This window comes from Mucilaginibacter celer (genome assembly GCF_003576455.2).
Classification (GTDB): Bacteria; Bacteroidota; Bacteroidia; order Sphingobacteriales; family Sphingobacteriaceae; genus Mucilaginibacter; species Mucilaginibacter celer.
In genome coordinates this window covers 723,616-737,402 of sequence record NZ_CP032869.1, presented here as the reverse complement: position 1 = coordinate 737,402, position 13,787 = coordinate 723,616, and the positions used below count along the sequence as shown (strand labels likewise).

The window sequence follows — 13,787 nt, the reverse complement described above, 5'->3', positions numbered from 1 at the left end:
GATCAGTTCAGAATTAATTCATCTGCGTTCCGGGCGGTTTCCACGATCTTTTTGCGGCTGATCCTTTCCTGAAGCGCTTGAAATACAACAAATAATACCGGTATAAATGACAAGCCGAGCGTAACCCCGACCAGCATTCCGCCCGCGGCCGCGATGCTAATCGAATGGTTACCATTCGCAGACGGCCCGGTGGCACTCATCATCGGTATCATTCCCACGACAAATGCCAGAGAGGTCATAATGATCGGGCGGATACGCAGGGCAGCGGCTTCCAGGGCCGATTGGATCAGCCCATGACCGGCCCTTCGGCGAAGCACGGCAAATTCTACGATCAGAATCGCATTCTTGGACAGCAGGCCGATCAGCATGATCAGTGCCACCTGTACATAGATATTATTTTCGATCCCGGTAAGGCCGATGGCCAGGAATACGCCCAGTATACCATTGGGTATCGATAAAATAACCGCCAAAGGGAGAATATAACTTTCATATTGCGCGGATAGCAACAGGTAAACAAAAATCAGACAGATCCCGAATACGATCACCGCAAGCCCGCCGGAGCTGATCTGTTCCATGGTCAGACCGGAGAATTCCTGCGTATAACCAGCGGGCAGCTTTTGCGCTACCTCGTTCACGACCTTTATTGCGTCGCCGGAGCTGAAGCCTTTTTGCGGCATCACCGTCACAGAGATTGAATTGTAGAGATTATACCGTTTTGCTGTCTCCGGGCCATGTACTCTTTTTAGTTTTACGAGGGTATTGATTGGCAGCATTTCTCCTTTGTCATTTTTCACGAATACGCCATCGATCTTTGAAGGATCTGTACGCTCTTTTACGTCTGCCTGGGCAACCACCCGGTAAAATTTCCCGAAGCGGTTGAAATCAGAGGCCTGAATGCTGCCAAAATAGGTTTGCATGGTCTGTAGGATATCCCTGATGCTGACACCAAGTTGCTTGGCTTTATATTTATCTATTTCTAACCTGAATTGCGGATAATTCGCTTTGAAGGTAGTGAAGGCAAAACCCACCTCCTTATGCTTCATTAACTCGCCTATGAAGGCGTCGGACACATTACTGAATTTATCCAATTTAGCCTCACCGGTACGGTCCTGAAGTACCACATCCAAACCATCCACATTGCTGTATCCACGTATTGACGGCAATTCAAAGGCAAAAGCATCTAGCCCTTTGATCTTAGCGAGTTTTTGCTGAACGATCGCTTTTATTTCCGGGATCGTGTTCACCGGCCCGCGCTCGGCAACCGGCTTAAGGATCACGAATATCTGAGTGGCAGACGGACTGTTGGAGAAAGTAAGAAAATCGAAACCTGCCAGATTGTTAACTTTTTTGATCTGAGGCATGCTCTCCAGTTCTTTGACGGCCTCTTCGTCCAATTCATGCATCCGCTCCAGCGAGGCACCCGGTTGCATATTGATCGCGATACCGATAAAGCCGATGTCTTCGGTTGGGATAAATCCAGTCTGGGTCCTTTTGATCATATACCCGGTTGTCACAGCAATCAAAACGAGGGCGCCGAGGGTAAGCCATTTCCGGCGGATTAAAAACCGCAGGCTGCTGACATAACGGTCCGTCAGCATTTTAAAGGTCACGTTGAAAAACAGGAAGAACCTTTCCTTAAAATTTTTAGGAGCTGTCTGGTCTTCAGTGCCATGAACATCTTTCAGGATCAGCGCACACAAAGCCGGGCTTAATGTCAGTGCATTAACGGCGGAAATAACAATGGCGATTGCCAGCGTGAAAGCGAATTGCCGATAGAACAGTCCTGTGGCTCCTTTCATCAGGCCGATCGGCAAGAATACCGCAGCCATGATCAGCGTAATGGAAATGATAGCACCGGTAATCTCATGCATGGCTTCGAGCGTCGCTGGCGCAGGTGCCAGTTTTTTGTGTTGCATTTTTGAGTGTACAGCCTCGACGACCACAATAGCATCATCGACGACGATACCTATGGCCAGTACAAGTGCGAAAAGCGTAAGCAGGTTGATCGTAAACCCGAAAACATACATAAAGAAAAACGTACCTACGATAGCGACAGGAACCGCGATGGCGGGAATAAGTGTTGACCTGAAATCCTGAAGAAACAGATAAACGACAATAAATACGAGGATAAAAGCCTCCAGCAAGGTATGTTTAACCTGGTCGATAGATGCGTCCAGGGCTTCTTTTGTATTGTAGAATGTCGCATTGACTATTCCCACCGGATAATTTTTTTCTGCTTTGGCAAAAAGTTTCTGTGCTTCAATCTGAATAGCATCTGCATTTGAACCTGGCAACTGGAAGATAACGATCGTAATGGCTGGTTTGCCATTTACAGTATTTAAACTGTTATAGGTATATGATCCCAGTTCAACCCGAGCCACATCTTTGAGCTTTAAAAATGATCCGTCAGGGTTCGCACGGATGATGATATTCTCATAGTCAGCCGGCTTGGTGAGCTTGCCGTCGTATTTAACCACATATTCAAACGATTCCTTGCTTCCTTCACCGAACTTACCCGGGGCCGCTTCGAGGTTCTGGTCATTGATGGCGGCAAGAACTTCGGAAGCCGACATTTTATAACTGGCCAGCTGGCTTGGTTTCAGCCATATGCGCATCGCATATTCTTTATTTCCGCCAAGAATGAAAGCACTGCCGACACCCTGGATACGTTTAAGGTCCGGAATGATATTTATATTGGCGTAGTTGGCGATAAACTGCTGGTCATACTTCTTAGGGTTTTCGCTGAGCACCGCCTGAACCATCATCAGGCTGTTCTGCGCTTTCGCAGTAACGATCCCGCGCTGAACGACTTCAGGAGGCAGCTGGCTGGTTGCCTGTGCAACACGGTTCTGCACATTTACTGCAGCCTGGTCCGGGTCTGTGCCTTTGGTAAAAAATACCGAGATCACCAGGGAGCCGTCATTGCTTGCAACGGAACTGATATAGGTCATATTATCGACACCATTTATGGCTTCTTCAAGCGAAGGAGCAACCGAACGAAGAATCGTCTCCGCGTTTGCACCCGGGTATATTGCGGTAACCTGGACCGAGGGTGGAGCAATATCGGGGAAGCGTTCCAGCGGAAGGCTGACCATTCCCCACAGGCCAAGGATCACGAGGATAGACGATATGACTGTTGCCAACACCGGTCTATCAATAAATTTCTTTAACATGGCTGATAAGATTAATTGTTAACGGCTAATGCAGTGTTCAGATCGGTCAGCTGAGGCTGGATCTGGTCACCTTCACGGAGATGGTCGTAACCACGGTACACGATACGGTCACCCTTTTTAAGGCCATCTTTCACCAAATAGTTATTCCCGCTTTTGCCGGAAATGGTGATTACCTGTTTGATCACCTTATTATGGTCATCCAAAAGGAAAACAAATGTCTTTTCCTGCATTTCCTGGGTAGCGGACTGAGGAACGATAACCTGATTGTTTAATTTTAAAGATAACCTGATCTTGCCGGTATTGCCGGAACGCAATAAGCCGTGTTCATTGTTGAAAGTAGCGCGCACGGTGATCGCACCGGTGTTATTGTCGAACTGCCCGTTGATCATGTCAACGCGGCCTTTGCTGACATAGGCGCTGTCATCGGCCAGTACAAGTTCCACTGGTGGCAGGCTTCTGAGTTTCTCATCGAGTGTGTTACCCGCATAAAGCGATTTGAAACGGATGAAGTCATTTTCACCAAAGGCGAAAAAAGCACGAACCTGGTGGACATCTGATAGATCTGTCAGCGGCGATGGATCAGCAGGACCAACCACGCTACCTTCCTTGCGCATCACGCGGCCTATATAGCCGTTGACGGAGGCTCTGACAATGGTGTAACCCAGGTTGATCCTGGCCGAGGCGATATCGGCTTTGGCCTGTTCAGCATTTCCGGTCGCGGTCTCTAGCACGGACTGGGCAGTCCTCAACTGGATATCGGATACGACTTTACCAGAAACCAGAGGGGTCAGTTTTTCTACTTCCAGCTGCGCGTTCTTGAGGCTTCCTTCAGCAGCGTGAAAACTTGCTTTCGCATTATTTAGTTTCTCGATAAACGGCGCCGGATCGATCTGGAAGAGCGGCTGCCCCTTTTTCACATATGCGCCATCATCCACAAAAATGTGGTTCAGAATCCCAGATATCTGGGGGCGCACCTCGATATTGGTTATTCCTTCAAGAGAGGCCGGATATTCCTCGTAAGTTGAGGCATCGCCGGAGTTTAACTGAATAACGGGAAGTTCCTGAGGTGCCGTAGCTACCTGAGCGGGTTTTCCGGCACAACTGGCTAAAAATCCCAAAATTAAAAGGTACGGAGTTTTCATTGTTTTGATTTATATCTTTATCACATTTAAAATAAAAGTAGTTCTAATTTGAAAGCAAATATAAATAAGAACCAGTTTTAAAATAAAACTATATTTTCATACTTGACATTCTGATTACATTGAAGAGTACCGTCACAGACGTCTGCAGCGGGTGTCAAAACGAGTACTGCGTTCCGTCAATCTTTCGGCAGGAATGCATGACTTGCGTTTGTAAATCCTCATAGTAGTTATCCCCATTGATTCCAAACAAATGCCACAACAACAAAATCCTGAAAATCAGTAAATTATAAAAACCAAAGGACTAACAAAAATTCTTTATATCGTAAATCGGTAAGACCTGCAACCGAACTTCAAGGATGTTCTCCATTCGAAAGCATCTCAAATGCCTGCATCGGGACGGCCGCGAAACCGGCAGATCCGGGTTTTTACCATCAATGATCAGGACTGGGCTATAAGGGACCGGGTAATGCCGGAAAAACCATAGAAAAACACAAATATGGCCTGACGTTTCTTTTACATCGGCTGTCTGCGGCCTTGCACTGGTCGCGGCCACAATACGAAAACGAGGAACAGGATTTGTTGATTTACGACAAATCGTAAGAATATTCAATTAAAAAAAACACAAATACCTACAAATCAACAACATAAAAACAGGCACAATTATTTAAGGTAATAAACGAACCCTATTGTTCATCACATGAAAACAGAAAGACCGTCTAAAAAACTTAATGGTTCCATTACCAGGTGTGTAATTGAACTACAGGATAAAGGTTTTCATTTTGATTACCTTGCGCTTAGTAACAAACATCTCTACTGCGTACAGAGCAGCGAGCTGATTTCAGCGGAGAACGCTTCAGTCCGCCTGGTGGATCTAGGGTATGATTACCTTTTCCGGTGTATTAAATACGTGCATACCGTCGAAACCTATAATGGGGAGAGCGGATTGCTCATTACAGATGGCATTTTTTTTGAAATGCAAGTTGCCGAAGCCTGAATCCGGCAATGCAACGCTGTTAGGCATAAAAAATCTACGTTTTTTTGTTTCATGATGATGGTTGGATTGCTACGCGGACAGCGGCACACTTCTCCGGCAGCGCCGCCCCGCGTGCAATTTTCCACTGCTCCCCGCCGTTATAACGGTGTTCTTCAAATAATGTCCCAGCACCCAGGGTCCCGTTATTACAGCGGACCTCTTTTGACATAACACGTGCTGCGATAACTCTCGATTTATCCAAGGTTTTTTTCTTCCTGTAACGCAAAACTGATTTCGACCGCAAGGCCCATGTGGCTACGGAAGACCGGCAGCGCATCTATCTGGGATGCCAGTCCCACTATCAGGCTGAAGCCAAACGAGCGGCTGGTCACCGGGTCAAGGTCATCCGGAAGCCCGGAGCCGTTATCCTGTATAAACAAACGAACAGGTTCGCCGGGTAGCAGCTGCAGTTCGATATTTATTTCGGGGTATTCCTGAAATAGAAAAGCATGCCTGATACTGTTCGTAAGAATCTCATGAACCATCAGAGCCAGGGGAACTGCTTTGGAAAGGTCGACATGAACGGGATCAAGGTTCAAGACAAACCGTATATATTTTGCCTTTTGATGGTTCTCTTGCAAAAAAGCTACGAGTGTTGAAACATAAGCGGCAAGATTAACGCCGGTATGCTCGTTTTCCGGTTCCACCAGTCCGTAGACAAGCGACATGGCCATCATCCGGCTTTGACTTTGCCCGATAGCTTCCAGCGCATCCTGGTCAGTAATAAAATCAGACTGGCGGCTCAGCAGGCTGATGATGATCTTAAGATTATCCTGAACCCTGAACTGAACTTCCTTGAGAAGCTTTTCCCTGGATGCTAAAAGTCCTATTTGTTTGCGTGTCGCTTCTGCCAGCAGCCGCTTTTGATATTGATTATCGAGCAATTTTCTGATGCTCACCTTAAACCGGGAGATCAGCACCCAGCCAAAACCGATGAGCGTTAAGGCAATCAAAACCAAAACGGTAACGTTGATGCGCGCACTGCCGGAAGCCGCACTCGCGCTGTTTACGGGAACGACCGGCCTGGACATTGGCAGTTTAAATATCGCAGCGTATCCAGGCTGGTCGGTTATATGATGGATGGAATCCGCGAGTTGATTGTGTAACTGAAGGTAATGCATTGATGAGACGTACTTTCCTAGGCCAGCATCGATCTGGTGTAACAGCCAGTAAGCTTCTGCCAGGTTTCCGGCCGCTTCCCGGCTGGCGGCAGAATCCCGGACGAGCGCGGTAAGATACCTCCTGCTTTTCGGCAGGTTTCCGGCCTGAAAATAAAATTGTCCTAATAAAAAATTCAGGTTCCCGTCGTTCATCTTTCCCCTGATCCTTTGATTGGCAGCGGACAGTCCCCGTGCCTCCAGGAAATACTTTTCTGCTTTTTTATAGTCCTTCATTCTCCGGTATGCCTCCCCCAATGCAATGTACGCATCTTGCTGATCAATGGTATTCTCAGGCGGACTCGCGATAAGCAGGCGATTAATCAATCCAATTAGCGGGTTGCTTTCCGAACTGCTCAAATCTTCATTATAGAAACGGATCAGCAGTTTATAGGCATGCCTGCCGTCCTTGTTCTTCAAAAACTCACTGAGCGCCTTTTTGTACCAGACCACTGCATTTCCCCTCTTATCGGAACTGGTCGCGTAGGCATCGCCCACCCTGGCATAGAATAATGCCAGCTCCATGTGGTCGCCGGAAAAGTTAGCTGACCTGATGGATTCCAATGCCCATCGCAGGTGCCCGACATAATTTCCTTTCATCTGCGCGATCAGGCTCAGCAGATCAGTGGTGTAATGCGAATATGGAATGCCCGCATACCGCTGAACGCGGAGAGATTCCATGGCGGCCATTTCTGCATCGCGGAAGTTTTGCCTGGCGAAATTAAGGTATGCTATATTAGCCAAGGCATTGGCCCTGTTTCCTTCATCCCGGACCCTAAAAAATAATTTGCAGGCCCTGGTCAGAAAAATTATCCTCATGCCGGAAGTCGATGGAAGAAAGGGCGTGTACATCCCCTCGTAATTCCAGGCCTTGGCAACAATCCGCTGATCGGTAAAGTACGGCGAGGCAGTGACTTTACGAAAACATTCCTTCGCCCTACCAATCGCTCCGGATTTCAGGTAACATTTCCCGAGCAAACAGTTGATATGCATTCCCCAATTATGGTTATTTACAACGTTGTTTCCTTTTTCAGCCAGCCTGAGCCAATATATCCCCCTTTTCGTGTCACTTTTACGGAATCCCGGCTGAAAAGCGTAATAAGCGCCGAGCAGCATTTGCAGGCGGACTTTGCGGCTCCCGTGCAGTTGCTTTATTTCGTTTTCAGGTACACTGGTGTTCCGGTCATCGATCCAGCGGCAGCATTTGATCGCATATGCGTCGTCTATCCCCTCGGAGATCAGAACTGCCCTGCTGAGATGGTGATACTTTGCTGTAAGCACCAATGAGCTGTCCAGATCAATGGCAGCTTCACGTGAAACTGTGATGAAAGCGGAACTGAGCAGCATCAGCGCTTTGTTGTTAGGGCTGCTATCTGGTACTTGTGCTGCGACGGACCACGCTGAGAAAATAAATGCTGAAGTAAATACTATTTTTAGCATGGCTGTCTTTAGTAATGGGCGGTTTCTTTCTGGTAATAAAATTCGGTACTTACCGTCAGACCATTTTCCAGTTCTATCAGGAATAAACCGTTTAACTGGTCGCTTAAGGCCTTCATCATCAGAGCGCTGCCCAGATCGTATGCGCAGTTCCTGACAACTGAAGAAGATATCTGAGATGTGACCGAGGCTCGGACCAAACCTGGTTGGCGGACGGCCAGGCAGACAGCAATTGTACATGACAGAGTATTGCTATTGAGGGTTTTTATCACATTGGAGATTGCTTCTCCGATAAAGAGGCCCAAAAGCGCAGCTTCGGTATTAACCAGCGATATCCGGTCAATCCTTATATTGATTTCAGTCTCCAGGCCTTTCTCAGAAAGTTTTCCCGACAGGTAAACTTTTAGTTCACTGATATAGGCCATCATATCAATGCTTGTTATTTCATCAATGCCATAAAGTCTCTGATGCAGAATCATCATTGCCTGCAGTCGTTCCTGACTTTCGTCGATCACGTCGATGGCTAGACCGTTGCTCAGGTACTTAGTTTGGCTGCTTAGAAGGCTCATTACGAGCTGAAGATTATTTTTAACCTTATGATGCGCTTCCCTCAGCAATTCTTCGGTTTCTTCCTTCAATCTGTCCTGCTCCTCAAGTATTTTCAATAAGGCCTCCCCGGGCGGCGAAAGCTTTGTATCTGTACTCAAGAATTGATTGACGTAGTTTTTCCGGCGTGCGGTCTTCATGCCGGATATCAACAGGCCCAATAAAATCACGACAACTATGCCGAATGATTCCAATAAATATATAGTATTTCCAGATCTTGTTTTTCGCTCCCGCTTGACGACAGGCGTTGCTATACCGGACGGCATATATGCTCGCCTTACATGGTTCAATTCCTGTAAGTTCGCCTGCCTGAAAAGCGAATCACTTATCAATTTATATTCACGGTAATAATCAAATGATCGTTTATAATTTTTTGCCGCTGAGTTCAAACGGAATAAATTCAGGTAAAACCCCGCACGGAATCGCTGATTTAATAACGGGCCTTCGGACATCAGTTCTTTATTGAGATAATTGCTGGCTGTACGATAATGAAAGCGGCTTTGATCATTTACCTTTACAAACGCGGCTGAGGATAACCAGTCTTCAAGCATCTGGTGATAAGGCTTTTTAGCCTGGCTGGCCAGCCGTAAAAGTAACAGGTAATAATCTTTAGCTATTTCCGGCTTTTTGAGCGCATAGAATACATCGCCGCAGGCCTTTGCTTTGTATAACCTGCTTTGCAGACTAGACGCGGGGACTTCCCTAAGCGTTCCCCTCAACAAGCTGTAGGCATCATTCTCCCGGCCACTAAAAATCAGGGTATCGAGTGTTAACAGCAAGTTTCCATAAACCTGGTTAACTGAAAGGGACTTTTTTGTTTTCGGCAACGATGCTACAACAATTCTCAACCGGCGACCACAGTCCATCTCTGGATATAACCGGTAAGAACGCCCGCCGGTTATTCCGGCTTTACTGTGTTCCCTGCATAAGGATAAAGACAGCGTACCAATAATCATAAAAACGAATTTCAACATGACTTACGGAAGCGCCGGGTCTTTGAAAAATATTACGAGATACATTTTCCACAACAGCTTCGGAGTGCTTTTGCCAAACCCATACCACAAAACAATCAACTATAAACCAATAAGTTAAATCAATAACAAATCTTTTACATTACGATATATCGTAATTAAACGAAATCAAAAACCCAAAAAAGCATGAGGAAAAAAAATTGTGCATTCTTTCTGTTTTTATTGTTCATTTAATATAAAGTTCAGCTATCCCTAACTCCGGGCACAAATCTTAATATAGATAAATCATATTTTCAAACACCGTAAACCAAACGGTAAATAACGGTAGCCAAACGAGCCAGCCGGAATTTCATTGCAATCCGGCTGTCTCTAACGCAGGCTTAGCGTACCCGGGCATTTTGCTATCAAAAATGTGCTTACTATCAAAATTCAAATACCAGAAAAGTCTATCGTTCAGGGAAACCAATATCCTATTTCTTGTTAAATGGTAGACGAACCACTTAATATGCAGAGTTTAGGGTCCAGGCTACAATAATTTAATGCCTTCGGCTCAATAAAGGAAAATCGGCTGTCCCAAATGATAGCTAAGCTGATCCGTCCGGTTCTGCAGAACAGCGTATTCATCACGATAAGTTTTTTCACGAACTCCCGTCAGGATCGCTTCGTGCAGCGCAGCGGCTGCCCTTCATCAAGCTCCGGTAACTTTTTTATCCGCTCATGCACCCCGGTAAAACAACCACGTAAGGTGTTCAGTAAGCGTATTTGTTTTAGGCTAAATAACCGGATCTGCAAGCTTGGTATAGCAAGCATTGCAAATTATTTCCGTCTTTGTTTATTTCCATAACACCTCAAACTCCTATCGTCGACGGAGATGCTGATCAACCCGGCTGTAAGGCAGTACTCATGATTGTCATTTCTTCAGATACCGGAATTTCAATGAAACCAGCGTTGTCCAAACCCTTGTAAAATTTGATGTAAAGCTACAGTAACCGGAAGAGCGCGGTACGCGATTTATTAAATCGCAAAATAGAATACGGCAACGGTTTTCCATTTCTTGATCACATCAGTTATCACAGACCGACGGCCTGTTCTTCTGGGTTAATACGTCTCCGGTTGCCGCGCATCAGCCTCGACAATACGAGTAGCATCATTAAAACTATGAAAAGGATCACTCCTTCTACAAAAGACAGAAAGAACTGCGAGGCATTTTTAGACAAGCCTTCACCAGCTGTCCTTACACTGGCTACAATGCCCAACCAAATTTCAAAACAGGAGGTTAAGTGTTCCATACTATATCCGGGATTCAACTTTCATATGCGGGATCGTTTCATTTCAATAGTAAACAATCCGGTGAGATACATTTACCAAATTCGTGCCTATTCGCAAATAACTGGTTACCAGAGATATGTCATATTAAAGAAATCAAGATTTGACCTTATTTCATAAAACAACTATTTTGACCATGGTATCGAGCAGATAAAAAACCATGATAAGGTGGCTATTCATTTCTAACCGGGCCAATGGTTCCATCGAACTATTTCACTTGCTCTATTTTGCTTTATCCGCAATTCCCCTCTGACTTACTCCGGGAAATCGGTAACACATCCCCCCTTAAGCCGTAAAAAAGAATGCTTTTATAATCTGTACGGCTCTCGGGCTTCTGAATGCCGCCGGCAGTCTATCAAGCTGTTTACCAATATCCGGCAATCCGCCCAAAGGTTCATTTATACCTCATAACAGGGTTTTATCTTGATTTCTGGCTGGCACGCTTTTTTTCAGGTGAATGTGTTTATATTTACCACGGCTATGAATTCCGGTTTCCAGATGCCGCCCAAGTTAAATATGAATAAAAGCGTGCTGATCCTTGACGACCTGACGGCCGAGGCCAATAAACTGCAGGCTATACTGTTGCGTGCAGGGTTTCATGTTACGGGAACCGTCACTTCGGCCGGCGCTGCACAGGATTTACTGGAAAAACAAAAACCGGAACTGATCATCCTTCCGCTTTCTCTATATACAGCGCCGGGAGGCCCCTCACTAGCCCGTCTTTGCAGGGAGCAAGCTATCGCGGTGGTTCTGATTTTGCCAAATGCTACCCGGGAAACGCTGGAGTCTGCTAAACTGCCGCATATCTACGGCATCATTAACCGGCCAGTCCGGAGTCACGACGTCATCAGTGCTGTTGAGATAGGTTTGTTCCGTCAACAGCATGATAAAAATTTCCAGGACAAACTCAGCCGATGGCTTAACGAACTACTGATCGGCGTACTGGATTGTCCCGGCGATGAAGAACAGAAATTGTTATGGATGATCAAAGCATTTCAGCCCTTCATTCAATTTGACAATATCATTATTAATATGGATTTGATGGATGGCGGCAAGGAATCGGTATATGCCTTTGAAAGACTTGGATTAAACACCTATCGCCGCAAAGACCATATTTCGTATATCCAGAAGGCAGAGCTGAAGAACGTTGATTTGCGCTCATACCGCGACCGGATGCTGGGATATAAGGGTATTTATGTTGAAAACGGACCTGAATTTGATGCGGGCTGTAACCAATTTCTTTTCGCACGAAGGCTACGTGAATTTTACTGTATCAATTCCAGCATGACAGTGCCCGTCATTGAGGAGAAAAGGCTTTATGCGTCAGTAGGTTTTTTCAGCACCCAGAGCGGGCCATTTACCGAAGACCAGGCCGAGCTGTTAAAACTGGCGCAACCGTTCATGATCCGGGCAATCAAATGGATCAGGGATAGGGATTCCGCAAACGGTCAGCGACACCGCACAAATCATCCGGTCCTGCAAATACCTCCGCCGGAGGTATTTAAAAACATCGTTGGAAAAAGCCCTGCTCTGTTGCTGGTTCAAGATCAGATTATCCGGGTTGCACCTTTTGACACCACAGTACTTATAACCGGTGAAACAGGAACCGGGAAGGAAGCCCTGGTCGAAGCGATCCATTCGTTATCTCCCCGGAACCGGCAACCGCTTGTCAAAATAAATTGCGCGGCCATCCCTGAAAGTCTGATCGAATCCGAGCTTTTCGGATACGAAAGGGGGGCGTTTTCGGGAGCTGTGGAAAGAAGAATCGGATGGTTTGAAAAAGCGCAGGGAGGAACCATTTTTCTTGACGAGATCGGTGACCTTCCCATTTCCCTGCAGAGTAAACTACTGCGGGCTTTGCAGGAAAAAGAGATTCAACACATTGGTGGCAGAACGACTATAAAAATCGACGTACGTGTCATTGTTGCCACCAACAAAAATCTGGGCTCAGAAGTGAGGGCAAAACGTTTCAGACCTGATTTGTATTTCCGGATTAATGTATTCCCTATAGAATTGCCGACGTTACGTGACCGGAAAGCGGACCTTCCCGAACTCGTACTCCATTTCCTTGATCAGTTAGCAACGGACCACCGCCTGCCCCGTAAAACAGTAAGCCCGGATGCGATTCAACAATTGGCGCAATACGAATGGCCCGGCAACATCAGAGAACTGCGATCGGTCGTTGAGCGGACGATTCTGACGACACCTGAAAGCGAGATCCGATCATTTACACTGCCTGTTGACAACAACAAGGATGAACAGAAAAGTACCATCCAACCCCTGGAAACCTATGAAGAGATACAACGCAACCATATCCTAAAGGTTCTGAAAAGCTGTAACGGAAAAATCAACGGAAAAGGCGGCGCGGCGGAGATCCTCGGTCTTCCCCCTTCTTCTTTGAGCCTAAAAATGAAAAAGCTCAAAATATACTGGAAACATACCTATTAGTCGTTTTATCTTATTAGATCATCAATTTTGATACATGATTATACCGTAACGGCATATCTGCATTTTCCACTAAAAATCAAATATGCTTTCTTTAACACGGTCAAAGTAACCGCTGATCAGTAAAGATAGGTAACTGGATTTCCGCACTAAATTTTGTTAAAACAAACCTAAGCCATAATATTTAATTCGAGAGATGAATTAAGTTACATCTAAATAAGGATTCTGTTAGATCTTTACTTTTTAACTTCCTGATGCATCAAGCATATAGCCCTGGTTTTCCAATATATACCCCGTCAGCGAAGCAGCCGCTAATTGCGTGGAAAGCAAAACCAATAGGCGTGGCAAATCGCTACTTCGACAAACCCTTCGGAAATATTAAATATGTTTGACGACATATAGATTATTCAAGTTCCTGTAAACATATGTTATGCACAGCAGGCTGCAATAATTTATTTCCATTACCGTATTTGGTATCCCAGCCGGTTGAAATACGA

The 13,787-nt window shown here is 45.8% G+C and carries 7 protein-coding genes; 2 read left to right on the top strand and 5 right to left on the bottom strand.

The window, feature by feature from the left end:
• Positions 1 to 2 precede the first annotated feature (2 nt).
• Both HYN43_RS03035 and HYN43_RS03030 read right to left on the bottom strand, forming a co-directional pair.
• Positions 3 to 3,173: an efflux RND transporter permease subunit gene (locus HYN43_RS03035; RefSeq protein WP_119408050.1), complete on the bottom strand. Its 3,171-nt coding sequence runs from the start codon at positions 3,171 to 3,173 to the stop codon at positions 3 to 5.
• A gap of 11 nt (positions 3,174 to 3,184) precedes the next feature.
• Positions 3,185 to 4,315 (bottom strand): efflux RND transporter periplasmic adaptor subunit, encoded by a 1,131-nt coding sequence (locus HYN43_RS03030; RefSeq protein ID WP_119408049.1) that lies wholly within the window; start codon positions 4,313 to 4,315, stop codon positions 3,185 to 3,187.
• Between the two features lie 697 nt (positions 4,316 to 5,012).
• Between HYN43_RS03030 and HYN43_RS03025 the strand changes: the two genes are divergently transcribed.
• Entirely contained in the window at positions 5,013 to 5,309 is a 297-nt protein-coding gene (locus HYN43_RS03025) for a hypothetical protein (RefSeq protein WP_119408048.1), read from the top strand.
• Positions 5,310 to 5,542: 233 nt separating this feature from the next.
• Here the strand turns inward: HYN43_RS03025 and HYN43_RS03015 are convergent, their stop codons facing one another.
• The 3 genes from HYN43_RS03015 to HYN43_RS30130 form a co-directional block, all read right to left on the bottom strand.
• A complete protein-coding gene (locus HYN43_RS03015) occupies positions 5,543 to 7,945 on the bottom strand; it encodes a histidine kinase dimerization/phosphoacceptor domain -containing protein (protein WP_162996283.1) in 2,403 nt (800 codons plus the stop codon).
• Positions 7,946 to 7,953: 8 nt separating this feature from the next.
• Entirely contained in the window at positions 7,954 to 9,522 is a 1,569-nt protein-coding gene (locus HYN43_RS03010; protein WP_119408045.1) for a sensor histidine kinase, read from the bottom strand.
• A gap of 1,067 nt (positions 9,523 to 10,589) precedes the next feature.
• Positions 10,590 to 10,808, bottom strand: coding sequence for a hypothetical protein (locus HYN43_RS30130; protein WP_162996282.1), 219 nt, complete (start codon positions 10,806 to 10,808; stop codon positions 10,590 to 10,592).
• A gap of 517 nt (positions 10,809 to 11,325) precedes the next feature.
• On the opposite strand from HYN43_RS30130, the gene HYN43_RS03005 reads away from it, so the two are divergent.
• Positions 11,326 to 13,293 (top strand): sigma 54-interacting transcriptional regulator, encoded by a 1,968-nt coding sequence (locus HYN43_RS03005; protein WP_162996281.1) that lies wholly within the window; start codon positions 11,326 to 11,328, stop codon positions 13,291 to 13,293.
• The last annotated feature ends 494 nt before the right edge of the window (positions 13,294 to 13,787 follow it).